The organism is Roseateles aquae (assembly GCF_032337115.1).
Lineage (GTDB): Bacteria > Pseudomonadota > Gammaproteobacteria > Burkholderiales > Burkholderiaceae_C > Roseateles_C > Roseateles_C aquae.
The window spans coordinates 18,963-41,412 of the sequence record NZ_JAVXZY010000015.1; the positions used below are offsets into that span (position 1 = coordinate 18,963).

Sequence of the window (22,450 nt, forward strand, 5' to 3'; positions counted from 1 at the left end):
ACGATCAAATACTAACCAATGGTTAGCAAAAACACAAATCCTTCGCCGCGGCCAACCGGACCCAAGGGCTTGCACCGCAGCAGCGGCGTGGTGGCCGAGGAGGCCGCTGGCCCGGCTGCCAAGCCGACGGCCAAGCCGGTGCCGCGCACCCGGCAAAAGCTCAGCAAGCCCGAAGGGCCGCTGAAAAAACGCCAGGCGGCGGCCGAGGCGGGCGGCAAGGCGGTGGCGGCCCCCAGCGTGTCGCAGCTGCGCCGGGCGGCGCACAAGGCCTCGCTGGAAGAGGGCATCCTGGCGGTGGCGCGGCAGATGCTGGTGGAGCAGGGGCCTGAGGCCTTGACCCTGCGCGAGGTGGCGGCGGCGGTGGGCTATTCGCACGCCACGCTGTATGCCTTCTTCGCCGACAAGAATGCGCTGCTGGCCCGCTTGGGCGCCGACGCCAGGCTGGCCCTGGAGGACACGCTGGCCGCCCAGAGCGCCTCGATGACGCCGGATGCCGCCGAGCGGCGCGACCCGCTGCTGCCGCTGGGCCGGGTGCTGGCCGCCTATGTGCGCTGGGCCCAGGCCCATGCTCATCTGTTTCGCCTGCTGGCCGCTGGCGACGAGTTGCAGCAGCTGATGCCGCCGCTGCTGGCCGAGCGGCTGGCCGCCGTGCCGCTGGCGCCGCGCTGGCGTGATCCGGGCCTGCTGGCGCAGACGCTCTGGGCTGCCGCCCACGGCGTGGCCTTGCTGGCGCTGCAGCAGCCGGGGCTGAGCGATCTCGATGCGCGGATTGACGCCTTGCTGGCGCTGTGCCGGGCCGGTGTCAGCCAGGCCGAGTGAGGGACTGCGGCTGCCGGAATTCCATCAGCCCAGCTGCTTGTACATCAGCACGGTGTCGTGCAGCCGGCCTTCGGCGCAGGCGCCATAGCCGGGGATCTCGCCGGCACGTTGCCAGCCCAGGTGCTGATAGACGGCTTCGGCCTGCGAATCGGCCGGCACATCGAGCACCAGCAGCTTGCGTGCATGCTTGAGCGCGGCGCACTCCAGGCTGGCGATCAGTTGGCTGGCGATGCCGCGGCCGCGCTCCTGGCTGTGCACCATCAGGCGTTGCACCTCACCGCGGTGGTGCGCATTGCCCTGTGTTGGCAAGGCCAGCTGAACCGCGCCATGCAAGGGGCCGTGGCCATCGCCTTCGCAGGCAATCCACAGGCTGTGCTGCTGGCCGAGCCGGGCGTAGACGCTGTGCCAGTAGTCCAGCGCCGCATAGCGCGACAGCGGGGCCAGAAAGCCCAGCGAAGCGCCCTGGTGGACGCTGTCGATTAGCAGATCGGCCAGCGCCGGCAGCCATTGCAGATCCCGGGAGCTCAGCTGGCGCACCTGCACCGGCGGGCGCACGCCGCTGGGCAGCGCGTCCTGGGCGGCCGCGCCGCGGGCGAACAGGTGGTGCAGGCTGGTGGGGCTTGTAAGGGCTTGCATGATCGGGCTCCCGGCTCAGGTGAATCTGCCGCCTTGTGGACGGCTCCTGAGAAACCCTGATGCAAGCGGCGTGCCAGCTCAATCGCGCCGCCGACGCAGGCGGGTGACAAGGCCCCACACCAGATAGAGCAGCAGACTCGGGGCGGCACAGATGAAGGCGGCCAGAGCGGCATCGATACCAGACTGCAGCAGCGCGGCCAGCGGGATCAGCACACTGGTCGCCGAAATCGCGGCGGCCAGCAGGGCGCTTGCGCGCTGATCGGCCCAGCAGGAGGCGGCGCGCAAGGCCCAGCACCAGGGGCCGAGCAGGGCCCAGATCAGCAAGATCGGCAGCAGTGCAAAGGGGAACCAGCCAATCCCCATCATTGCGGGCTTTCTAGGCGGCCAGTTGGTAGCCCAGCGCCAGCGCCCCGAGCAGGCCCAGCAAGACCACGGCACCCAGCCGGTGTTGCCAGCGATCCAGCGCGGCAAAGCCAACGCTATCGCCGCGCTCGGCGCACTGCAGGCGGCGCCACACCAGCACGACGCAGACCAGATTGGCCAGCACGGCCACCGCGGCCATGCCGAGTTTGAGCGCCAGCACCGTGCTGCCGCTGGCCTGGTGCAGCAGCAGCCAACCGCTGAGCACAACGCCGCTGAAAGCCGGGATCTCAACGAACAAGTCAACGCGCCAGTGCAGTCGGGCCAGCCAGAGTTCGGCCGCCGGCCCACGCCCCAGCAGGGCGCGCTCGAACAGGGCCTCGGTCAACACACATCCCAGCCAGAGCCCGATCAGCAGCAGATGGGTGAGCAGCGTCAGACGATTCATGAGGCCTCCACCTCAAACAGGAATTCACGGCACCGCTGGGCCACCTCGGCGGCGGCTTCGACCATGGGCACATGGCCCTGCTGAGGCAGCACGGTGATGCGGCTGTTGGCGATGCCGCTGGCCAGTGTGGCGGCGTCAGCGACGTGGACGACGCGATCCAGCTCGCCCCAGAGTAGCAGCGTTGGCGCCTTGACCTGGCCGAGCAGGGCGCGTTGATCCTGGTCGCGCGCCAGGTCGCGCAGCAGCTTGCGCTCGGTCGTGCGGCGTGGCTGCTTCTGTGCCAACAGCCAGCGCTGCACAAAGCCGGGCAAGTAGGGCGGCTTGGCCATGCCCCAGGCCAGCATGGCGCGATAGTCCGGCAGGCTGTCGACCTCGACCATCGGATGCGGGTGGCCGCGCTCGACGTGGCGGCGCAGCTCGCTTGGCTGCGTCTCGGCGCCCGCGCTGCTGATCAGGGTCAAGGAGCGCACCAGCGCCGGCCGCAGTGCCGCGAGGCGGATGGCGATCGCGCCGCCCATCGAATGCGCGATCAGATGGACATGCCGAACTGCCAGGCTGTCGAGCCAATCGAGCATGCGCTCGGTCTGCGCGCTGATGCCCAGGTCGGCGTCAGGCGGCACCGTGCTCTCCCCATGCCCGGGCAAGTCGGGCACCAGCACGGGTCCGCGCCAGCGCAGGGCTGCCAGCCAGGCCAGCCAGCTGCTGTGGTCGGCGCAGGCCCCATGCAGCAGCAGCAGGGGCGTGCCCTCGCGGCCTTCACCGGCTGAGTGATAGACCAGCCGGCCCCAGGGTAGCGTCTGCAAGCGCTGGTTCAGCCCGGCGCGGCGGCGTGCGGCGCGGAGTGCCTGGCGCATCAGCCAATCTCTCATGGCCCGTTCTCGCCCGGCCGGACGCTGGCGGCCAGCGCCAGTGCAAACATCTGGCCATTGAAGCGGGCCAGACGATCGAGAAAGGCATCGTCCATGGTCCGTTCCATCTGGGCTTCGAGGTTGTCGCGCAGCAGCATCGGCATCATTGCCAGGCTGGTGAAGGACAGGCGCAGCACGTCGGCGTCCAGCTCTGGGTCGAGCAGGCCGGCCTGCTGCATGTCCTGCAGGCGCTGCGCACCGCGCTGCTGGCCGCGCTCCAGCAACTGCTGGACAAAGCGCCGGCCGGGCCCGGCGTTCAGTGCGACGACCTTGAACAGCAGCTTGGGCAGCTCCGGCGTCGCCGCCATCGTGCGGTAGTAGACGCGCAGGTAGTTGATATAGCCTTCCGGGCCGTTCAGTGACAGCTGATCCAGCGCGTCGAGGATGGGCTGCAGCGCCTGGCGGATCATCTCTTCGTACAGGCCTTCCTTGCTGCCAAAGTAGTAGCGGATCATCGCCGTGTTGACCTGGGCAGCATCGGCAATCCGGCGGGTGCTGACGGCGTGGTATTCGTCGGCCAGGAAAAACTCTTTGGCGGCCTGCAGCAGGCGCTCGGCGACGCTGTCGGTGGCGGCGGTGCTGGCAGCGGTCATGGCGTTGGCGTCCGTTTGAAGCCCTGGCCGGCCGAGCCCATGGCCGCCAGCTGTGCTTCCATGCGCTCGCACAGCAGCTGCGGCGCCTGGCATTGCGCGAAGTGCGCTGCGGCGCGGGCGCAGTGCTGGGGCACCGCGGGGTCCTCCAGCAAATCCCGCAAGCGGCTTGCCAGCCGACGCGGATTCAAGCGCGTGGCCGGCAGCACTCGGGCCACGCCCAGCCGGGCCAGGCGCGCGCCATTGTCGAACTGGTCCCAGGCAAACGGGGTGATCAGCTGGGGAGTGCCCTGGCGCAACGCCTCGGCGCTGGTGCCGATACCGCCATGGTGAACGATGGCGTCCACCTGACCCAGCAGCTGGGCCAGCGGCACATAGGGCTGCCAGCAGGCCCAGTCAGGGAGCTGGGCTGGTAGTTGCTGCCGGTCCTGGCTGAGCAGCAAGGCGCGCCGGCCCAGCGCAGCGCAGGCGGCCAGCGCATGGGCAAAGAAGGCCTTGGCATGGCGATTGCCGGTGCCGGCGGTGAACAGCAAGGGCTTCGGTCCAGTGGCAAGAAAACGCGACAGTGCCGGCTCCAGCGGCTTGGCGGCGCTGGCTTCAAAGAGCTGAAAGTCACCACCGATGCGTGGCTGCGGCCAGTCCGGCGCATCGGCAGCGAACCAGGCCGGGAAAAGCAGCAGCGACAGGTCCGGCGCTTCAGCAATATGACCCAGGAAGGAGTTCACCGGGGCCAGGCCCTGCGCCGCGCGCAAGGGGTTGATCTGTGCCAGCGCCACCGGGTCGATCCAGCCGCGCTCGACAAAGCGCCAGTAGGCCCGCCGCCAGCTCATGGGCACCCAGCTTGGCACGGCCACCGGGCCGATGGTCAGCGGATCGGCGCAGCTCTTCAGGTTCGACGGCGCCAGATAGGCCGCCACCACGCGCTCGACCTGTCCGGCCGCTCTGGCCATCGCGGCGCCGGGAACAAGAAAGGGGTGGCTGATGACGATGTGGCGCCGCCGCGCGGGCAGGCCTCGAAAGAAAGCGGCCAGCTCGGTCAGCCCCTCGCGGTAGCCGCTGCCCATCAGCGCGGCGAAGGACTTGCGCGCGTCCCAGATGTCCGGGTTGCGCAGCAGGGCTTCGTAGTCCTCCTCACGCCCCAAGCCGACAAAGGGCAGGCCGAGCTGCGCCACGCGCGGGCCGTGGATGCTGTGGCTGAGCACGGTGACCGGCCTGCCCATCGCTTGCAGCGCTTGGGCAAGGCTGAGCATGGGATGGAGGTCGCCGGTGGTGCCCACCGTGAGGATCAGGTAGTGCGGGGTCTCGGTCATGGTGTCTGGCTCGGGGCAGGCCCAGAGAGCGGGTAGCGGAGTGAGCTGGGCAGGGCACCTGGAGGGCATGGGCTCGCTGCGCGCCGGCGCTCAGGCACTTGTTTCATCAGCCCGCATTTTTAGGCCCGCTGCCGCCAGCGGCCAGCAATTTCGCTACTCAAAATCGCGGTTCTGAATAAGGGCGGCTGATCGCCCGGCGCAGCCGGGCCGGTTCAGTCCTCGACGCCGGGCTCCGCGTACAGCCGGCCGCTGCCGCTGCGCTTGGCCTCGTAAAGCGCCGCCTCGGCGCGGCGCAGCAGGTCTTCGATATTGCGGTCGCCATGGCGCAGCTTGGCCCAGCCGGCGCTGAAATCGAGGGCGAAGCCGAGCTCCTTCGGGGCACGGTCGGCCAGCGCGCTGCGCAGCCGGGCGTCCAGGGCCTGCGGGCCCTGGCCATCGCTGCGTGCCAGCAGCACGGCGAACTCCTCGCCGCCGACGCGGCCGACGACATCGCCGATCCGCTGCACCTGAGTCAGGCAGGCGGCAAACAGCGCCAGCGCCTGATCGCCTGCGACCTGGCCGTGCTGCTCGTTGACGGCTTTCAAGCCATGCAGGTCCAGCATCATCAGGGCCAACGGTTCGTCGTAGCGGCGTGCCATCGACATCATCTCGGCGGCGCGGCCGACCAGCGCGCGGCGATTGGCCAGGCCGGTCAACGCATCAGTCTGTGACATGCGCTGCAGCGCCGCCTCGGTTTCGCCGCGCCAGGCCACCAGCACCGCCAGCATGCTGATCATCACCGCGATATGGGCCAGCACCAGGGCGCTGATGTTGACCGGGTGCGGGCTGGCCAGCGTCGGGTAGCTGGCTGGATCGAGCGCGCCGACGGCACCGCGCCACAGCGTGGCCAGCGCCAGCGCCGCCATGCTGACGAGCAGCAGCAGGCGCCAGCGTTGGCTCTCGGCTTGAGCCAGCGGCGCACCGCCGCCTGGGGGCAGCCCGCAGGCCAGCGCCAGCAGCGCCAATTGCAGGCCCAGGCCGGCGTTGGCCAGGCCGACGCGAATGGGGTAGTTGTCAGCGGCCAGCAGATAGCCCAGCGGCAGCAGTAACGGCAGCGCCGGCATCAGCCAGCGGCCGGGCCGCTCGCCCAGCCAGGTGCGCAGCGCCCACCACAGCGCCGACAGGCCGCCGCTGAGCAGGCCCAGGGCCAGCGCGGCCAGCCAGGGCTCCAGCAGCGAACCGGCCAGCGGCGAAAGCAGCAGCGCCAGCCAGCCGGCGGCCTGCAAGGCGGTGGCGCCCTGGGCGCAACGCGCCGCGCGGCTGACTTTCCAGCCCATCAAGACCGGCAGCACCAGGGCCAAGACCAGCACCTGGATCAGCAAGAGGCTCAGCAGCGTCGGGATGTCAAAGCGCATCGGCGGTCGTTGAAGATGGGTCTGGCCGATTGTGGTGTGTTTTGGCCCTTACTGGAACGCCACTTCGGCAAAACTGCGCAGCTTGCGGCTGTGCAGCTGGCCGGCGGCGGCGCGGCGCAGATGCTCGATGGCCCGCAGCCCGATGCGCAGATGCTGGTCGACCCGCTCGCGGTAGAACTGATTGGCCATGCCGGGCAGCTTGATCTCGCCGTGCAGCGGCTTGTCGCTGACGCACAGCAGCGTGCCGTAGGGCACCCGGAAGCGGAAGCCGTTGGCGGCGATGGTGGCGCTCTCCATGTCCAGCGCGATGGCGCGGCTCTGGCTGAAACGGCGTTCCGGCCCGCCGTGGGGCAGCAGCTCCCAGTTGCGGTTGTCGGTCGAGGCCACGGTGCCGGTGCGCAGGATGCGTTTGAGCTCGAAGCCCTGCAGCTGCGTCACCTCGGCCACCGCGCGCTCCAGCGCCACCTGGATCTCGGCCAGCGGCGGGATGGGCACCCACAGCGGCAACTCTTCGTCCAGCACATGGTCCTCGCGCACATAGGCATGGGCCAGCACATAGTCGCCCAGCTGCTGGCTGTTGCGCAGGCCGGCGCAGTGGCCCAGCATCAGCCAGGCATGCGGGCGCAGCACGGCGACATGGTCGGTCATCGTCTTTGCATTGGCCGGGCCGACGCCGATATTGATCATCGTGATGCCGCTGCGGTCGCGCCGCACCAGGTGGTAGGCCGGCATCTGCGGCAGCCGGGCCAGGGCGGTGCCCAGGGCGTCCGCCTCCTCGGCGGCCAGGCCGGCGCGGCGCAGCACGCGGTTGCCGGGTTCGACGAAGGCGATGCAGTCGTCCAGCTCGCTGGGCGTGGCCGGGTCGGGCGCCGCGGCCATCAGCGTCTGGCCCAGGCGCACGAACTCGTCGATATAGAACTGGTAGTTGGTGAACAGCACGAAGTTCTGGAAATGCTCGGGCGAGCAGCCGGTGTAGTGGCGCAGCCGGTGCAGCGAGTAGTCGACCCGCGGCGCGGTGAACAGCGACAGCGGCTGGGCTTCGCCCGGGGCCAGGTCTTGCGTGCCGTTGGCGATGCCGTCGTCCATCGCGGCGAGATCGGGCAGGTCGAAGAGATCGCGCAGCAGCCGGCGGCGTTCGGCACTCAGCTCGCCCTCGATGTGCTCATGCTCGCTGAGCGCGAAGTGCAGCGGTATCGGCTCGCTGCTGCTGCCGATCTCCAGCGCCACGCCGTGGTTTTGCAGCAGCAGGCGGAACTGTTCCAGGTAATAGGGGCCGAACAGATCGGGCCGGGTCAGCGTGGTCTCGAAGCTGCCGGGCCCGGCGACGAAACCATAGGCCAGGCGCGAATCGGCCCGTGCCACCGTCTGCGTGCGCAGCCGCACAAAGGGGTAGCAGGCGCGCACGCGGCCGGGTTCGCCGCCGGCGACGAAATCCTGCAAGGCCTGGCGCAGATGGCGCACGCCGGCGGCATAGATGGCCTGGGCCTGCAGCAGTGCGGCGGCCGGGTCCTCAAAGGCCTGCGGAGCAAAGAAGGGCGCACTGGACGGCGCACCGGCACCCTGCGGCGCGGATGCGGAAGGGCTGGGCGGCTTGCGCGGGCTGCGTGTCATCGATAAGGCCTGTGTCAACACCAGGGGGCCGATGCGAGGGCGGCGCAGGCTGCGCCGTTCGCGGTGGCGATCAGCGGATTCTGCGTCATGGCGATGACGGCCGGTCGATGGTGACGGTGCAGGCTCAGGCGGCGGGGGGCAGGCCGAAACGGACATCGACCCGCAGGCCGCGCCGGCCCTCGGGCGCCGCGGGGTCGGCGTCGCCGAGTGTGAGCGTGGCGCCATGCAGCGCCGCGGCCCGCTCGACAATGGCCAGGCCCAGGCCGCTGCCGGGCTGTTCCTGGCCGGGCAGGCGGTAGAAGCGCTCGAAGACGCGGCCGCGCAATGCGGCAGGAATGCCGGGCCCCTGGTCGCTGACACTGAGTGTCAGCGCCTCGCTGCCGGACGTGATGCTCACCTGCAGCAGGCTGCCGTCCGGCGCGTACTTGATCGCGTTGTCGAGCAGGTTGTCGATCAGCGAGGCCATCGCCTCGCGGTGCAGTGGCAGCCAGGCCTGCTCGGGCGCAATCAGCTCCAGCTCGATATCGCGGCGCAGCGCCAGCTGGCTGGCCAGCACCAGGCGGTCGCGGCACAGCGTCACCAGGTCCTGCTCACGCCGCTCCAGCGCACTGGTGCCAGCCGCCGAGCGGGACAGCGAGAGCAGCTGGTGCACCGTATGGGTGGCGCGCTTGACGCCCTCGTCCAGCCGTTGGCGAGCCTCTTGCGCGCGGGCGGTGTCCGGCCGCGCCTGGCCAAGGATCTCCGCGTTCAGCTGGATCACCGCCAGCGGCGTCTTCAGCTCATGGGCAGCGTCGAGCAGGAAGTCGCGCTCGCGTTGCTGGTGCTCACGCAGCTGGCTCAGCAGGCTGTTGACGCCATCGACCACCGGCGCCAGCTCGACGTAATCGGACGCCGGCAGCGGGGCCAGGTCTTGCGCCGGCCGCTGGGCGATCTGGCGGCCGATGCGGCGCAGCGGCCGAAAGCCGCGGCGCAGCAGCAGCCAGGCCAGGCCCATCACCAGCGGCACGCTGTAGAACAGCGGCCGGGCGTAGTAGGCCAGGCCGTTCAGGCCCAGATGCCAGTCGCCGGGCACCTCCTGCCAGCGGCGCACGCGCAGGCCCCGTTCGGCGTCGCCGAGTTCGACATAGAGCCAGACGCCGTCGCTGGCCTTTTGTGCCTGGTCGGGCGGCGGGCGGCGGCCGATGTCGGCCGAGGCAAAGCGGTGGATCAGCCGCTCGTGTTGCCAGAGTTGCAGGAGGATGGTCGGCGGGTCGTAACCCATCTGCTGCCATTCCTGGGCGCGCAGCCGCTCCAGCTCGGCCAGCACCTGCTGCAGGCGCTCGGGCTGATCGGACCACAGCCGCGCCTGCAGCCGCACATGCTCGGCCCAGACCTGGTTCCAGGCCTGGCCGTTGCGGGCCTGGACGATCTTGACGTCGTAAATCTCGCTGATGAGCATGGCCAGCCAGGCCCCGAGCACAACGGCATAGAAGGCCAGCAGGGCGCGCCGGAACAGCGATTTGCTGGCCGCCGCCGCGCCGCTGCTGCTCATTGCCGCTCGACCAGAAAGCCGACGCCGCGCACGGTGCGGATATAGCCATCGCCGATCTTGCGGCGCAGATTGAACATATGGACGTCCAGCGCGTGGCCTTCGCTGTGCGGCAGTGCGCGCGATTCCAGTTCGCGCCGGGTCAGCACCCGGTCGGCAAACTTCATCAGCGTCAGCAAGAGTGTGAATTCGGTCTTGGACAACGCCACCGCCTGCCCGGCCCGGCTCAGCTGCATCCGCGCCTCGTCCAGCGTCAGATCTTTGACCGTCCAGATGCCGGCCTCGGCGGCATCGCCGGACTGACCGGCACGGCGCGTCACCGCGCGCAGCCGGGCCAGCAATTCGGCGCCGACAAAGGGCTTGACCAGATAGTCGTCGGCGCCGCTGTCCAGGCCGTGCAGGCGATCCTCGATGCTGTCGCGGGCGGTGATCAGCAGCACCGGCAGCTGGCGTCGGTCGCGGCGAATCTCGTGCAGCAACTCCATGCCATTGCCGTCGGGCAGACCCAGATCGAGCAGCAGCGCGTCAAAGGCCTGCTCGGCCAGCCAGTGGCGGGCGTCGGCGATGCGGCGTAGCCAGAGCGTCTCGTGGCCGGCGTCCTGCAGCACGGTCTGCAAAGACCGCCCTAGTACCAGATCATCCTCGAGCAGACACACTTTCATGGCCGCACTCTAGCCTGAGGGGCCGTGCATTCCCGCTGCTTCTCCACTGTGGCTAACCCTGATGCGGGCGATGCAACATTGATGAAATCTTGAGCTTGGCCTGATCGCAGTTCGTCGATATTTGATACCAGTTAAAAACCAGCGAGAGTCGCTGGACCACAACAAGGAGACGGCGATGAAGCGCAATGCGATCAAGCAACTGCCCCTGTGCCTGGCCCTGGCGGCAGCGATGCCGGTGCTGGCCCAGCAGGCCGGCAGCGGCACAACGGACAAGGTCAAGAACGAATTGCCCCAGGTGCAGGTGACGGCGACCCGCAGCAGCACCGATTTGCTGAAGACCCCGGTGTCGGTCACGGCGCTGAAGGCCGACGACCTGGTCCGCGACAACGTCAAGGAACTGCTGGACCTGAGCGCCTTGGTGCCCAATCTGCAGCTGGGCCTGTCCAATGGTGACTCCGGCGTGCTGGCTTCCATCCGCGGCGTGACCTCGACCAACTTCACCGAGATCGGCGACCCGGCCGTCGGCATTCATATCGACGGCATCTATTCGCCGCGGCCGCAGGGTTCTCTGGCGCTGATGTTCGACCTCGACCAGGTCGAGGTGCTGCGCGGCGCCCAGGGCACGCTGTTCGGCCGCAACTCGACGGCCGGCGTCGTCAACATCATTCCTGCCAAGCCCGACTTCAAGTCCAACTATGGCTGGACCAGCGTACAGGCCGGCAACTACAACAGCCGCCAGCTGCGCTCGGCCTACAACCTGTCGTTGGGCGACAGCTTCGCGCTGCGCGCGGCGGTGATGGTCGACAAGCGCGACAGCTACCTGAACCAGGAGCAAGATCTGCGCGACCGCGGCATCAAGAAGCCCGACGGCACGTTCAGCCCCGATGGCAAGCCCGATACCGACCAGCGGCTGAATCGCAAGCTCGATCCGTCGGAGTACTACAACAACAGCAATGAATGGGCGGCGCGGCTCAGCGCACGCTGGGCGGTGAACCGCGATGTTGAATGGCAGCTCGGCTTTGAGTACTTCAAGAACAAGGGCGCTGGCGATATCGGCCTGAAGGACTGCGAGATGGCCTCAGGCACCCGCTATGCCTGCGGCCCTGAGGGCCAGTGGCATGCGGTGATCAATGTGCCGGGCAAGATCGATATGTCGATCGCCACCGTGCGCAGCAACCTGAGCTGGAAACTCGGTGAGGGCACCGAGCTGGGCTACAAGCTCGCCTATGCCAAGCAGCAGCGTTACCAGCAGCACGACGACGATGGCGGCCAGAGCTATATCAATGCCGAGGTTGACCCGATGCAGGAATGGGGCAACTGGGGCCGCCAGCACGCGATCGACCAGGCCAGCTACACGCTGGACTCCAACTACCGCTCGTGGGTCCATGAGCTGCAGCTGAAGCAAAACGGCAAGGGCTGGCGCTATGTCGCCGGGCTGTTCTCGCTGGCCGAGAAGAACCAGATCAACTTTGCGCAGGACAATCTGGTCGCCGCACCCTATGCGATGCCGCAGGGCCAGTTCTATGCCCAGCCCGATCGCCGCGTCGATTCGCAGGCGATCTTCGCTCAGGGCGATCTGCAACTGGCCGACAAGCTGACCGGCACCGCGGGCTTTCGCTACAGCCGCGACAGCCGTAGCGACAACGGCGGCATCAGCGCCGGGCTCTGGGATGCCTCGACGCCCTGGTACTACAACGGCAAGTACACGCCACCCTGCACGCCGGGCCTGTGCACGCCGCACAACGGGACGGACCTGAGCACGGCCATGGGCCCCTTCGCCGGCCTCGGCGTCTATCCGACGCCGGTCGTCAATACGCACAGCGCCAAGTGGTCCAAGGCGACCTGGCGCCTGGGCCTGCAATACGACCTGAGCAAGACGCAGATGGTCTTCAGCTCGTTGGCGACCGGTTACCGTCCCGGCGGTTTCGGCGACAAGTTCGACACCTGCGGCGGCGGCGAATGCACCGACGGCAGCAAGCAGAAGTTCAGCTTCCTCGAATACGGCCCGGAGTCGACGACCAATTTCGAGCTCGGCTACAAGGGCCGGCATTACGACAACAAGCTGGACTTCAGCGCCACCTACTTCAAGACCAAATACAAGGACATGCACGTCACCGGCATGAACGCCGTTGGTGTGAAGAAGCTGCGCCCGGGCGAGACCTGCCCCGACTGGAACCCGGCCTGCGACATCGTCACCGCTTGGAAGACCGAGAACATCGGCAATGCCGACATCCAGGGCCTGGAGCTGGAGTTCAAGGTCTTGCCCTGGCAGGGTGGCACCTTCTCGGGTTACGCCTCCTGGCTGGACACCAAGGTGGCGTCCTACCCGACCTATGACGACAACTGGATCTGTGGCTTCCGCGAGGAGTTTGGCGCGCCCAAGTGTGCCGACATCTACCTGGGCACCGATCCTGCCAAGCGTGGCCGCGCCATTCTCGATGTGACCGGCCACCAACTTCCCTATGCGCCCAAGTACTCGTTTGCGCTGAACTATGGCCATGACTTTGCTCTGGGCAATGGCATGACGCTGTCGCCTAACATCGGCATGCGCTGGCAGAGCAAGATGTACTTCAGCGTGCGCAATCTCGACAACCCGGTGATCGGCGACTATCAAAAGGCCTACACCAATTGGAACGCCTCGGTGAAATTGGCTGCCGCCGATGGCAAGTGGGATGTCGAGCTGTGGGGCACCAATCTGAGCAACAACATCGTCAAGAACTGGATGGGCCAGGGCCTGGCCGGCGGCTATACCTTCAACAGCTATAACCCGCCGCGGATGGTGGGGCTGCGTGCGACGTTGAACTACTGAGCGTCACCCGCCTTGGCCTAGGAAGGGCATGCGCCGGTGCGCCGGTGGCATGCCCTTCTTGTGCTGCTGCAGTGCCGTTGCATTTGGCGTTTTGCGCGCTACTTGTTGCTCGGTCGCTGGCGCTCGAAACGCAAGCACAGAGGCACGGAGGCGCAGAGGAATTCACAGGGAGTGCCAGGATTCGAAAGGCTTTTCTCTGTGACTCAGTGCCTCCGTGCTTGCCATTTGGCGTGTTTTGAGCATCAACAATTGACGCCAATGAGGCCTCGTTTTTTGAACTCCACTGTCCCGATGAGCGATTCCCCCCGCGGCCGCAGCGCCGCCATCGACGCCTTCCGTGCGCTGACGGTGCTGGCGATGATCACCGTCAATGAATGGCACGGCATCGCCGGCCTGCCGGCCTGGATGAAGCATTACCCGGCCGACGCCGACGCGATGAGCTTCGTCGACATGGTGTTCCCGGCCTTTCTCTTTATCGTCGGCATGTCCATCCCGCTGGCGCTGGCAGCGCGGCAGGCGCAGGGCGTGCTGCGCAGCCTCGCGCACATCGGCTGGCGGACGGCGGGCCTGCTCATCGTCGGCCTGTTCATGGTCAATGCCGAGGGTGGTTTTCTGGCCAGCGCGATGCCTCTGCCCATCGCCGCCTGGGCGCTGCTGAGCTACCTGGCCACTTTTCTGGTCTGGGGCTCGCTGCGCGGCGGCCCGCCGCTGGCCTGGCCCTGGCGCCTGGCCGGCGGCCTGCTGTTCCTGGCGCTGGCCTGGTGCTACCGCGGCGGTGCCGATGGCAGCCTGGGCCTGCAGCCGCAGTGGTGGGGCATCCTGGGCCTGATCGGCTGGGCCTACCTGATCGGCTGCCTGGTTCATTTGCTGGCGGCCGGGCGGCTCTGGCCGCAGCTGCTGGCGATGGGCCTGCTGCTGGCCTACTATGCCGTGGCGCGGCGCCAGCCCGAGGGGCAGGCCGGCGTGCTGGCCCTGCTGCTGGGGCAGAGCGGCCATGCGGTGCATGCCCTGCTGGTCATCGCCGGCATGCTGTGCCAGCGCCTGGTGCTTGGCGCCGCGCAGCCGCGGCGCGGCCTGCAGCAAGCACTGCTGTTCGCCCTGCTGCTGGCGCTGGTCGGCCTGGCACTGCGCCCGGCCTATGGCATCTCCAAGATCTACGCCACGCCGAGCTGGGCTCTGTTCAGTGCTGCCGCCTGTGTGCTGCTGTTTGTCGCCTTGCAGCGCTGGATGGGGGCGGGCGAAGCAGGCGGTGCGCGGGCCCTCCAGCGTGGATTGCAGCGTGGGCTGCAGCCGTTTGCCGCCCACCCGCTGCTGGCCTACATGATTCCCTTCGTCGTCTTCCAGACCCTGGCCTTGGTCGGCCTGCAGCTGCCGGCGGCCTTGCGCCAGCCTTGGCCGGGCCTGCTTTGGGGGCCTGTCTATGCGCTGCTGGTGCTGGCCCTGGTGCGCCGGCTGGCCGCACGTGGCTGGCGCTTGCGGCTGTGAGTGCCGTGCCACTGCCGCGCCGCCGAGGCCTGATACTGGCGGCCCTTTTTGCCTCATCGGCGCGCCTGGCGCGCGCCACAGCCGCCATGGTCGAGCCTTTGCCCAGCCCCATAACCGCCGATGCACTGGATGCCTATGTGGGCAGCTATGGGCCGAGCGGCTTGAGCCGCCTGCGCCTGGCGCAGGGCCACTGGCAGGCCTTGGCCGGCCAGCCCGGCCCTGGCGACCCGAGCTGGCTGAGCGCCCATGCCGGCGGGCGGCGCCTCTATGCGGCGCTGGAGGGGGCCAACGAATTGCGCGTCTATGACCGCGAGCCGGATGGTGGGCTCCAACTGCTACAGCAGCGCGCCAGCGGTGGCAGCGGCCCGGTGCACATCAGCCTCGACACGGCTGGTCGCCATGCGCTGGTGGCGCACTACGGCAGCGGCGAGCTGGCCTTGTGGGCGCTGGACGAGCAGGGCCTGCTGGCCGAGCGTCTGGCGCTGCGCCGCACCGGCGAGGCGCAGGGGCAGGTCTTGCCCCATGCTCATATGGCGCAGTGGGACCCGAGCGGCCGCTTTGTGCTGTGCAGCGATCTGGGCCTGGACAGCCTGTTTTGCTGGCGCTTCGACGCCGCCGCTGCCCCGACCCAGCGCCTGGCCGAGACCTCGCAGCGCTGGCGTTCGGCCAGCGGCGCCGGCCCGCGCCATTTCCGCTTCCATCCGCGCCTGCTGCAGCAGCTCTATCTGCTCAATGAGCTGGACTCGACCCTGGTCTGGCTGCGGCTCGACCCCGACAGCGGCGCGCTGCAGGCGCAGCTGCGCTTGAGCAGCCTGCCGGCCGGCCACCGCGACACCAGCTATGCGTCCGACTTGCTGATCAGCGCCGATGGCCGCCGGCTCTACGCCCTGAACCGGCTGCACGATTCGATCGCCGTGTTTGCGCTCGCGCCCGACGGGGCGCCGCAGCTGCTCGGCCATGAGCCTACGCGTGGCAGCTTTCCGCGCAGCGCCAGTTTCTCGCCCGACGGCCGCTGGCTGTTCACGTGCAACCAGCGTGGCAACAGCATCAGCCGCTTTGCGCTGGATGAGTCGGGCTGGCCGCGCTTCCAGGACCAGCTGACAGTCGATGCTCCGGCCAGCCTGCTCCTGCTGCCGGCCCTGCCAGGTTGAGGCGACGCTGGCTCAGGTCCAGTAATCGATCTCGCCGCGGCCCAGGCCCAGATCGCGCAGTTCGCGTTCATCCATCTGCTGCAGCGCGCGGCGTGCCGTGCCGGCCTGGCGCCGCTGCACCGCCTGCTCGATGAGGGCGTAGAACGGCGCCAGCAGCAGCTCGATGCCGGTGGGGGAGGGCGCGCTGTCGCGGGCCGCTTCGGGGGGGCAGATTGCGTTGTTCATGCCGCCATGGTCGTGGCGACGGTTGGTTTTGAAAAGTTGAATGATCTGATTGCTGAGGTCAGAAAAGCTGAATCAAACCGATAATCGCCGCCATGCGAGCCCTCAACCTGGATCAGCTGCGAACGCTGGTGGCGATTGCCGACTTAGGTACTTTTGCTGCCGCCGCGCAGGCCCTGCACCTGGCTGCGCCCACGGTCAGCCTGCACATCAGCGAGTTGGAGTCGCGGCTGGGCGCGGCGCTGCTGCTGCGCAGCAAGCGTGTGGTGGCGCTCACGGCCGCCGGCGCGGCGCTGCTGCCGCGAGCCCGCCAGCTGCTGCTGGACGCCGATGAGGCGGTGCGCCAGATCGGCCTGCACGCCAAGGGCCTGACCGGCCGGGTGCGGCTGGTCGCCAGCACCGGCCCGCTGGTGCATCTGCTGCCGCCGGTCCTGGAGCAGATGGCCGCTGAACATCCTGAGGTCGAGATCGAGCTGCGCATCCTCGGCACGCACCATGCGCGCGAGCGGCTGCTGGCCGGTACGGCCGATGTGGCCCTGGTCTCGCTGCCGCTGGAGGAGTCGGCCGAACTGCAGGTGGCACGCTGGCGCAGCGATCCGGTGATGGCACTGCTGCCGCCGCAGTGGAAGGCGCCGCGGCGCATCACGCCCGCCTGGTTGGCCGACAAGCCCTTGATCCTCAACGAACCCGGCTCGCAGATCTACCGCCAGACCATGGCCTGGTTCGGCGCTGCCGGCCTCCATCCGCGTGCCCGCATCGAGCTCAACTACACCGAGGCGATGAAGAGCCTGGTGGCCACCGGCTATGGCGCCGCCGTGCTGCCGCTGGACGGCGATGCCGAGCCCCACCAACTGGCCTTGCATGAACGCATACAGCTGCGTCCGCTGGACCCGCCGCTGCACCGCGAGTTGGCGATTGCGCACCGACGCAGCAAGGCGCTGGCGCCCAGCGTTAGGCAGCTGCTGGCGGTGCTGGCTGAGCACCGCCAAAAGCGTTGATCACTTCACTGGAATGACGGTGGCGCGATCAACCGGCACCGCGGTCACGCTGTTCTGCGGCGAGCCCTCGATGACGCGGTCGGAGTAGGTCAGATAGACCAGGGTGTTGCGCTTGGCATCGACCATGCGGACGATGCGCAGCTTCTTGAACACCAGCGAGATCCGCTCGGTGAACACGTCTTCCTGGCGCGGCAGCGGCTTGGTGAAGCTGATCGGGCCGGTCTGGCGGCAGGCGATCGACGCCTCGCTCTTGTCCTCGGCAATGCCCAGTGCGCCCTTGATGCCGCCGGTCTTGGCGCGCGAGACATAGCAGGTCACGCCCTGCACCTTGGGGTCGTCATGCGCATCGACGACGATCTTGTGATCCGGCCCGATGAACTTGAACACGGTGTCGACTTCGCCGATGGGCTCGGCATGCAGGCTTGTTGTGGTGAAGGCCAGGCTGAGAGGCAGGGCGAGGGACAGAAGGGCGCGCATCAGGAACTCCGGACTGTGGATGGAGCGATTATTGAGCGCGGATCATGTCAGCTTGGGCGCTCTTCGTGCGGGCGCTCAAGCACCGTTTTCTTTGTATGAGCAGCTACTCGCTGAGAGGTTTGCTGTTTGGGTGAGAGCCCGCCGGGATTCCGCCCCGGCTGGCGGGTAACTTTCTTCTGCTGGCTCAGAAGAAAGTCACCAAAGAAGTGAGCCCGAAATTCAAACGTGCGACTTGACCGAGCGGCACGCTCGCTACCGCTCGGGGCAAGCTCAGGCACGAAGGGGCAGCTGATCACCGCTAGACGGCTCAACGGGCGGTTCGGCATGTTGGTCTCTGGCAGAACAGCCAACAGCCGTAGCGCTGGCCACCAAATGTTTCGGCTGTTTGGTATGCGGTCTTCTTCCAGAGCCCAGCATGCCGAACCAGCGGTGTAGCCGTTTGGCGGTGATCAGCTGCCCCTTGTGTCGCTACCTCGGTCCGAGCGCGAGCGAGCAACTCGCTCGGTCAAGTCGCACGTTCAGGCGTTCTTCTTTGGTGACTTTCTTCTGAGCCAGCAGAAGAAAGTTACTCGCCCTGCCGGGGCGACAACCCGGCGGGCTCTCTCCCAAACAGCAAGCCTCTCAGCGAGTAACTGCTACGTCCCTGCCGGCGGGAAAATACGCCGTCCATGTGCAGAAGCCGAACGGAAGCCGAACGGAAGCCGAATATGCCAGTAAATCTCCAGGCCGCAGTGCTAACGGCGAAACGGACTTCCCCACCATCGGCATGATCGCCGCCGGTCAGCCAGAGAACCACGATTCATTTCGCGTCACTCCGCCTCATGGCAAACCGCCTCGATATTGTGGCCGTCCGGGTCCAGCACAAAAGCGCCGTAGTAGTGCGGGTGATAGTGCGGGCGCAGGCCCGGCGCGCCGTTGTCCGTACCGCCGGCCGCCAGCGCCGCGCGATGGAAGGCGTCCACGGCGGCGCGGTTCGGTACGCGAAAGGCGATGTGCAGCGGCGGCTGCACCGGCTGACCCTGGCGTATCCAGAGGTCGCTGCCGTCCTCATGGCAGAAGCCGGCACTGGGCGAAGCTGCGCCTGCTGCGGTAGGCAGTTCGACAATGCGCGCATGGCCCGTCGGCGCCAAGGCCTGCTGGTAAAAGGTCTTGCTGCGCGCGTAGTTGCTGACCAGCAGGCTCAGGTGGTCAATCATCGGCTTTCCCCCGTGGCTGAATCGCTCTGTCTACCTTAGCATCCGTTTCTTGATCAAGCCGCTAATGGCTAAAAGATGCGTCCCATCGAGAAGAAGGTATCAGCCCAGAGTTGCAAGGCCGACTCCGCCACGTCGGGCCGCGATTCGCTGCGTGGCGGGCTGTTGCGCGCGCGGCTCGCCACTGCTGGGCTGGCACTTCTTGGCGCACTGATGCAGGGCTGCGCAAGCCATTCGCCGACCGTGACTACCGCCGTCACGGCGCCAGTTGCAGTCGAGTGCGCCGAGGGGGTTAACGAAGCGATCAGTGAGGAAATTGGAAAGCGCCATCGCAAGCTCTTGCATGCATTGAACGCCGGGAACATCGATGAGGCCCTGACGATCTACGCGCCGAGCGCCATCGTCCTTGCGCCAAGCCGGGAACAGCATGCCTACCGAGGCCAGGCATGGGTGCGCCTGTATCTGCAAGAGCAACTGATTGCTCACGGCGCACGCTTCGCGACCGAAGACCTGTTCAACGGTATTGCCAGCCACTGTGGCATCGAGGTGTATGGCGGCCAGTACCGCTTGACACTCGATGGCGTGACACAGATGCGGCCCTATCTGATAGTTTGGCGGCACATCAACTCGGAGTGGATGGTGATTGCGCAGCATGTGGACTTGGGATTGCCGGCGGCGCGGTGAAGCGGTGGCGACATCGACTGAGTCCGTGGAGAGTGGGTAAACTGTTAGGTGTGCGGCATCAAGAGGGAAGGCGGATTGTGCCTGTGGGCAAGCCGGCCGATATGTCTAAGTCAGCCAAAATGGCGCGAACAGCGCGCGACACGATGCATCCGTCATTGAGTGTTGGTTTTCCGCTGTCAGGCGAGTGGTACGTGGCTGCCGATGGAACTGAAGCCGGGCATGAGCTTGCACTTGACTTCATTCGTCTGGACAAGCACTTCAAGGCGACGCGCCGCTCGGCATGGCGAGAACTGCTGACCGCTGTTCCCTATGAGCAATACCATGGTTGGGGGCAGGCGATACTCAGCCCCTTCGATGGGCGGGTTGTCGCGGCCGTTGATGGCTGCCCCGAGCATCCGCAAAGCTTTCTGATGAAACTGTGGGGCCTGGCGAAGGCGTCTTTTCTGTCGCCTGGCCAGCGGCGTCGCCTTGCCAATCTGCTGGCCAATGGTGGCGGCGACATCCGTGAGTTTGCAGGCAATCATCTCATCATCGAATCGGTCGAATTTGCGGGCATCTATGCCTTCCTGGCCCATGCCCGGCGCGGTTCGCTGAAGGTCAAGGCCGGGGATATGGTTCGCTGCATGCAGCCGATCGCCGAAGTCGGTGACAGTGGGCAGTCCATTGGTCCTCATCTGCACTTTCAGCTGATGTCCAGCCCGAATCCGCTGACCCAGCAGTTGGTCCCCTTCAGCTTTTCGGTCTACGAAGCTCAGGTGGATGGACACTGGTTGATCCAGAGGCAGGCACTGCCCCCGCGTGGGCAGAGGATTCGAAGCCTTGGGCCTGATGGCACGACGTCTAGCCCTCCGAGTGGGGTTCCAAGCGACCCCCTCTAGGCGGACGACGACATGCAGGCTGGGGCAGCCTGGGCGCGGTGTTCACCAACGAGACGGGCTCTTGGATCCCCTCTCCAGAAGAGGGATCGTCAATCGCCGATTGCGTCGCCGCAAAGCTTGAAGGGGAGTCGGCAGAGCGGGGTGATTGAGCCGTGCGGACTCTCGAAATGCCACCATCGGTGGATTGAAGAACCAATGAGTAGCTGTTTGGTGACCTGCCGCGCATGAAAGGCTAAGCCGGCCTACGTTCCCGCAGCAGCGCCTCGGCCAGCGCCAGCCCGCTGAGCCAGGCGCCTTCGACCTTGCCGCCATGCAGCCAGTCGCCACACAGGCCCAGGCCCGCTTCTGCGTTCCAGTCGCAGCCGGCATCCAAGGCAGGAGCACTGTCGGCATAGCTCCAGCGGTGCAGGGTCCAGTGTTCAGGCGCCTGGCCGCCGTGCTCGGCAAAGGCCCGCAACATCAGCGCGGCGACCTGCTCGGAGGCCTGTTCCAGATGCGCTTCGCTCCATTCCGCCTCGGCATGCAAGAGCCAGGTCTCGGCGCCGCCGCGGCCGGGCTTGCTGCTGTTGCGGGCGATCCAGCGCAGCGGGCCGCGGTTGACGAAAGCGGCGTCGAAGGGCAGTTCAAGCGGCTCGCGGTACTGCAGCATCAGCGCCCAGCAGCCACGCATGCGCACGGCCGAGCAGCGTTCGCTCAGCGCCGGGGCATGCAGCTCCAAGAGCGCCGCTGCCTGCGGGGCCGGCAGGGCCAGCAGCACGGCGCTGAAATGCTGAGGCAGCCAGCCTTGCTCGGCGGTGTGCAGTTGCCAGCTGGGGGCCCTCTCACCATCGCTGCTGCGGCGCAGCGCAGTCACGGTCGCATTCAGTGTCACGTGCAGCTGTGCGGCCAGCCAACGCGCCGGTGCCGTCATCTGCGGCAGGCCGACCCAGCGCTCGATGCCGGCATCGGGCCGGTGCTCGCCCAGGCCGCCCAGCACCTGCAGCCGTGGCGCCCAGCGCGCCGCCACGCCGGCCTCCAGCCAGCGCGCCAGCTCGGCCTGAAAGCGCGGGTCGCGGGCGGTGAAGTACTGCGCGCCATGGTCGCAGGCCCAACCCTCACCACGGCGCGTGCTCATCCGCCCGGCAGGGCCGCGGCTCTTGTCGAACAGCTGCACGGGCATGCCGGCCTGCTGCAGGGCCGTGGTGCAGCTTAGGCCGGCGATGCCGGCGCCGATCACGGCGATGGGGGCGGGGGTATGCATGGCGCTGTAGGCGAAGAAAGCGGAGCGTCATTGTGCCTAGCGATGCCGCACCACGCGGGATGGTGTGCCATGGCCGTCGAGCGAGGCAGTTCTTTCACCATCAGCTCTGCAGGGCGGCCGCGCCTCGGCTAAGGTGCGCGGCATGAACGCGGTGCACCCGAAGAAACTGTTGCTGAGCAAGTGGACGGCCGTGCGGCCCGAGGGTCGAGAGAAGCATTTCCTGGTGTCTGCCCTGGTGCTGCCCGACGCGCCCGGTGAGGCGCTGGAGTGGGTTGAGATCGAAGCCGTGCATTCGAGGTGCAGTCAGCGCATCCAATGGCGCGAACTGCGTGATGCGGAGCGCTGGCGGCAAGGGTGGGTATGAGTGCCGGGAGGGCCGTTGGACTGGCGCGGGCTGTCTCAGTTCGGGCGGCGTTCGCGATGCCAGCGCCAGGCGTGGGCGATGCGCTATCTTTGCCTCGTCAGTTTGAAACGTCCCAATTCTGAGTTTCTCCCCAGCCCAAATCCGACGTAGTGGCCTGTCGCGCTTCCCTGCGCCAGCGTCCCCCGCAGCAGCAAATAGCCATCGCAAACATCGACGCGTCCCATGGTCAAGTCTTTGCCGTCGAGTGCAAATGCGATGCGTGAATCGCCCCGGGTATCGAGGAGGCTCCAACTCTGGAGAATGGAGCCATGAAGAAGTCCCCGAAGTTTTCGCCCGAGGTGCGTGAGCGCGCGGTGCGTATGGTGCTGGAGCACCGAACAGAGCATCCGTCGCAGTGGGCGGCCATTGAGTCCATTGCCGGCAAGATCGGCTGCGTACCGCAGACCTTGCACACCTGGGTGAAGCAGCACGAGGTCGACTCCGGCCAGCGCGATGGCGTCTCCACGGCGGAGGCGCAGCGCATCAAGGATCTGGAGCGGGAGGTGCGCGAGCTACGCAAGGCCAACGAGATTCTGAAACTGGCCAGCGCGTTTTTCGCCCAGGCGGAGCTCGACCGCCGCATCAAGTCCTGAAGGCCTTCATCGACCAGCACCGCCAGCAGCTTGGGGTCGAGTCGATCTGCC

Annotated in this window: 22 protein-coding genes, 1 pseudogene and 1 other annotated feature; of the genes and pseudogenes, 9 read left to right on the forward strand and 14 right to left on the reverse strand. The window is 67.4% G+C overall.

From position 1 onward, the window contains the following. Positions 1 to 69 precede the first annotated feature (69 nt). On the forward strand, positions 70 to 819 hold the full coding sequence (locus tag RQP53_RS23980) for a TetR/AcrR family transcriptional regulator (RefSeq protein WP_315653263.1): 750 nt from the start codon (positions 70 to 72) through the stop codon (positions 817 to 819). Positions 820 to 843: 24 nt separating this feature from the next. Here the strand turns inward: RQP53_RS23980 and RQP53_RS23985 are convergent, their stop codons facing one another. From RQP53_RS23985 to RQP53_RS24030, 10 genes are all read right to left on the reverse strand, one after another. Next, the gene (locus RQP53_RS23985) at positions 844 to 1,455 is read right to left on the reverse strand and encodes a GNAT family N-acetyltransferase (protein ID WP_315653264.1); all 612 of its coding nucleotides are present in this window, start codon (positions 1,453 to 1,455) and stop codon (positions 844 to 846) included. Between the two features lie 78 nt (positions 1,456 to 1,533). Further along, a complete protein-coding gene (locus tag RQP53_RS23990) occupies positions 1,534 to 1,818 on the reverse strand; it encodes a hypothetical protein (protein ID WP_315653265.1) in 285 nt (94 codons plus the stop codon). Between the two features lie 13 nt (positions 1,819 to 1,831). Then, positions 1,832 to 2,263 (reverse strand): hypothetical protein, encoded by a 432-nt coding sequence (locus tag RQP53_RS23995; RefSeq protein ID WP_315653266.1) that lies wholly within the window; start codon positions 2,261 to 2,263, stop codon positions 1,832 to 1,834. Next, positions 2,260 to 3,132 (reverse strand): alpha/beta fold hydrolase, encoded by an 873-nt coding sequence (locus tag RQP53_RS24000; protein ID WP_315653267.1) that lies wholly within the window; start codon positions 3,130 to 3,132, stop codon positions 2,260 to 2,262. Before RQP53_RS24000 ends, RQP53_RS23995 begins: the two co-directional genes overlap by 4 nt. Continuing rightward, positions 3,129 to 3,764 (reverse strand): TetR/AcrR family transcriptional regulator, encoded by a 636-nt coding sequence (locus RQP53_RS24005; protein ID WP_315653268.1) that lies wholly within the window; start codon positions 3,762 to 3,764, stop codon positions 3,129 to 3,131. Before RQP53_RS24005 ends, RQP53_RS24000 begins: the two co-directional genes overlap by 4 nt. Then, a complete protein-coding gene (locus tag RQP53_RS24010; protein WP_315653269.1) occupies positions 3,761 to 5,071 on the reverse strand; it encodes a glycosyltransferase in 1,311 nt (436 codons plus the stop codon). Before RQP53_RS24010 ends, RQP53_RS24005 begins: the two co-directional genes overlap by 4 nt. A 212-nt stretch (positions 5,072 to 5,283) precedes the next feature. Next, on the reverse strand, positions 5,284 to 6,465 hold the full coding sequence (locus tag RQP53_RS24015; RefSeq protein ID WP_315653270.1) for a GGDEF domain-containing protein: 1,182 nt from the start codon (positions 6,463 to 6,465) through the stop codon (positions 5,284 to 5,286). 48 nt (positions 6,466 to 6,513) lie between these two features. Next, positions 6,514 to 8,076 carry an AMP nucleosidase gene (locus RQP53_RS24020; RefSeq protein WP_315653271.1) on the reverse strand — a complete coding sequence of 521 codons (1,563 nt, stop codon included), beginning with the start codon at positions 8,074 to 8,076 and terminating at the stop codon, positions 6,514 to 6,516. 124 nt (positions 8,077 to 8,200) lie between these two features. After that, on the reverse strand, positions 8,201 to 9,607 hold the full coding sequence (locus tag RQP53_RS24025; protein ID WP_315653272.1) for an ATP-binding protein: 1,407 nt from the start codon (positions 9,605 to 9,607) through the stop codon (positions 8,201 to 8,203). Then, the gene (locus RQP53_RS24030) at positions 9,604 to 10,266 is read right to left on the reverse strand and encodes a response regulator transcription factor (RefSeq protein ID WP_315653273.1); all 663 of its coding nucleotides are present in this window, start codon (positions 10,264 to 10,266) and stop codon (positions 9,604 to 9,606) included. The genes RQP53_RS24025 and RQP53_RS24030 overlap by 4 nt, the downstream gene beginning before the upstream one ends. A gap of 175 nt (positions 10,267 to 10,441) precedes the next feature. On the opposite strand from RQP53_RS24030, the gene RQP53_RS24035 reads away from it, so the two are divergent. From RQP53_RS24035 to RQP53_RS24045, 3 genes are all read left to right on the forward strand, one after another. After that, on the forward strand, positions 10,442 to 13,075 hold the full coding sequence (locus tag RQP53_RS24035; RefSeq protein WP_315653274.1) for a TonB-dependent receptor: 2,634 nt from the start codon (positions 10,442 to 10,444) through the stop codon (positions 13,073 to 13,075). Positions 13,076 to 13,366: 291 nt separating this feature from the next. Then, positions 13,367 to 14,560: a DUF5009 domain-containing protein gene (locus RQP53_RS24040; protein ID WP_315653275.1), complete on the forward strand. Its 1,194-nt coding sequence runs from the start codon at positions 13,367 to 13,369 to the stop codon at positions 14,558 to 14,560. Between the two features lie 86 nt (positions 14,561 to 14,646). Next, positions 14,647 to 15,711: a lactonase family protein gene (locus RQP53_RS24045; RefSeq protein WP_315653276.1), complete on the forward strand. Its 1,065-nt coding sequence runs from the start codon at positions 14,647 to 14,649 to the stop codon at positions 15,709 to 15,711. A gap of 12 nt (positions 15,712 to 15,723) precedes the next feature. Here RQP53_RS24045 and RQP53_RS24050 read toward each other — a convergent pair whose 3' ends face one another. Beyond that, on the reverse strand, positions 15,724 to 15,936 hold the full coding sequence (locus tag RQP53_RS24050) for a DUF1127 domain-containing protein (protein WP_315653277.1): 213 nt from the start codon (positions 15,934 to 15,936) through the stop codon (positions 15,724 to 15,726). A 92-nt stretch (positions 15,937 to 16,028) separates the two neighbouring features. On the opposite strand from RQP53_RS24050, the gene RQP53_RS24055 reads away from it, so the two are divergent. After that, positions 16,029 to 16,931: a LysR family transcriptional regulator gene (locus RQP53_RS24055; protein ID WP_315653278.1), complete on the forward strand. Its 903-nt coding sequence runs from the start codon at positions 16,029 to 16,031 to the stop codon at positions 16,929 to 16,931. On the opposite strand, the gene RQP53_RS24060 is transcribed toward RQP53_RS24055, so the two are convergent. Beyond that, positions 16,932 to 17,408, reverse strand: coding sequence for a CreA family protein (locus RQP53_RS24060; RefSeq protein ID WP_315653279.1), 477 nt, complete (start codon positions 17,406 to 17,408; stop codon positions 16,932 to 16,934). It abuts the gene before it with no gap. Positions 17,409 to 18,217: 809 nt separating this feature from the next. Beyond that, the gene (locus tag RQP53_RS24065; protein WP_315653280.1) at positions 18,218 to 18,604 is read right to left on the reverse strand and encodes a VOC family protein; all 387 of its coding nucleotides are present in this window, start codon (positions 18,602 to 18,604) and stop codon (positions 18,218 to 18,220) included. 75 nt (positions 18,605 to 18,679) lie between these two features. Here RQP53_RS24065 and RQP53_RS24070 point away from each other — a divergent pair, with 75 nt between their 5' ends. After that, positions 18,680 to 19,285, forward strand: a complete 606-nt coding sequence (locus tag RQP53_RS24070) for a hypothetical protein (RefSeq protein ID WP_315653281.1) — start codon at positions 18,680 to 18,682, stop codon at positions 19,283 to 19,285. A 101-nt stretch (positions 19,286 to 19,386) separates the two neighbouring features. Continuing rightward, positions 19,387 to 20,163: a M23 family metallopeptidase gene (locus RQP53_RS24075; protein WP_315653282.1), complete on the forward strand. Its 777-nt coding sequence runs from the start codon at positions 19,387 to 19,389 to the stop codon at positions 20,161 to 20,163. A 232-nt stretch (positions 20,164 to 20,395) separates the two neighbouring features. Here RQP53_RS24075 and RQP53_RS24080 read toward each other — a convergent pair whose 3' ends face one another. Then, complete coding sequence (locus RQP53_RS24080) at positions 20,396 to 21,403, reverse strand: NAD(P)/FAD-dependent oxidoreductase (RefSeq protein WP_315653283.1); 1,008 nt, start codon at positions 21,401 to 21,403, stop codon at positions 20,396 to 20,398. A gap of 142 nt (positions 21,404 to 21,545) precedes the next feature. Here RQP53_RS24080 and RQP53_RS24085 point away from each other — a divergent pair, with 142 nt between their 5' ends. Further along, positions 21,546 to 21,767, forward strand: coding sequence for a TIGR02450 family Trp-rich protein (locus RQP53_RS24085; protein WP_315653284.1), 222 nt, complete (start codon positions 21,546 to 21,548; stop codon positions 21,765 to 21,767). 308 nt (positions 21,768 to 22,075) lie between these two features. After that, positions 22,076 to 22,450 (forward strand): annotated as a pseudogene (locus RQP53_RS24090) (transposase); the annotation flags it as partial. Next, positions 22,354 to 22,450, forward strand: a sequence feature (AL1L pseudoknot). This feature is flagged as partial in the annotation. Its footprint overlaps the pseudogene before it by 97 nt.

Bases quoted from the DNA above. Each gene is read 5' to 3' on its own strand.
- RQP53_RS23985 (WP_315653264.1), bottom strand. From the start codon at position 1,455: ATGCAAGCCCTTACAAGCCCCACCAGCCTGCACCACCTGTTCGCCCGC.
- RQP53_RS23990 (WP_315653265.1), bottom strand. From the start codon at position 1,818: ATGGGGATTGGCTGGTTCCCCTTTGCACTGCTGCCGATCTTGCTGATC.
- RQP53_RS23995 (WP_315653266.1), bottom strand. From the start codon at position 2,263: ATGAATCGTCTGACGCTGCTCACCCATCTGCTGCTGATCGGGCTCTGG.
- RQP53_RS24000 (WP_315653267.1), bottom strand. From the start codon at position 3,132: ATGAGAGATTGGCTGATGCGCCAGGCACTCCGCGCCGCACGCCGCCGC.
- RQP53_RS24005 (WP_315653268.1), bottom strand. From the start codon at position 3,764: ATGACCGCTGCCAGCACCGCCGCCACCGACAGCGTCGCCGAGCGCCTG.
- RQP53_RS24010 (WP_315653269.1), bottom strand. From the start codon at position 5,071: ATGACCGAGACCCCGCACTACCTGATCCTCACGGTGGGCACCACCGGC.
- RQP53_RS24015 (WP_315653270.1), bottom strand. From the start codon at position 6,465: ATGCGCTTTGACATCCCGACGCTGCTGAGCCTCTTGCTGATCCAGGTG.
- RQP53_RS24020 (WP_315653271.1), bottom strand. From the start codon at position 8,076: ATGACACGCAGCCCGCGCAAGCCGCCCAGCCCTTCCGCATCCGCGCCG.
- RQP53_RS24025 (WP_315653272.1), bottom strand. From the start codon at position 9,607: ATGAGCAGCAGCGGCGCGGCGGCGGCCAGCAAATCGCTGTTCCGGCGC.
- RQP53_RS24030 (WP_315653273.1), bottom strand. From the start codon at position 10,266: ATGAAAGTGTGTCTGCTCGAGGATGATCTGGTACTAGGGCGGTCTTTG.
- RQP53_RS24035 (WP_315653274.1), top strand. From the start codon at position 10,442: ATGAAGCGCAATGCGATCAAGCAACTGCCCCTGTGCCTGGCCCTGGCG.
- RQP53_RS24040 (WP_315653275.1), top strand. From the start codon at position 13,367: ATGAGCGATTCCCCCCGCGGCCGCAGCGCCGCCATCGACGCCTTCCGT.
- RQP53_RS24045 (WP_315653276.1), top strand. From the start codon at position 14,647: ATGGTCGAGCCTTTGCCCAGCCCCATAACCGCCGATGCACTGGATGCC.
- RQP53_RS24050 (WP_315653277.1), bottom strand. From the start codon at position 15,936: ATGAACAACGCAATCTGCCCCCCCGAAGCGGCCCGCGACAGCGCGCCC.
- RQP53_RS24055 (WP_315653278.1), top strand. From the start codon at position 16,029: ATGCGAGCCCTCAACCTGGATCAGCTGCGAACGCTGGTGGCGATTGCC.
- RQP53_RS24060 (WP_315653279.1), bottom strand. From the start codon at position 17,408: ATGCGCGCCCTTCTGTCCCTCGCCCTGCCTCTCAGCCTGGCCTTCACC.
- RQP53_RS24065 (WP_315653280.1), bottom strand. From the start codon at position 18,604: ATGATTGACCACCTGAGCCTGCTGGTCAGCAACTACGCGCGCAGCAAG.
- RQP53_RS24070 (WP_315653281.1), top strand. From the start codon at position 18,680: ATGCGTCCCATCGAGAAGAAGGTATCAGCCCAGAGTTGCAAGGCCGAC.
- RQP53_RS24075 (WP_315653282.1), top strand. From the start codon at position 19,387: ATGTCTAAGTCAGCCAAAATGGCGCGAACAGCGCGCGACACGATGCAT.
- RQP53_RS24080 (WP_315653283.1), bottom strand. From the start codon at position 21,403: ATGCATACCCCCGCCCCCATCGCCGTGATCGGCGCCGGCATCGCCGGC.
- RQP53_RS24085 (WP_315653284.1), top strand. From the start codon at position 21,546: ATGAACGCGGTGCACCCGAAGAAACTGTTGCTGAGCAAGTGGACGGCC.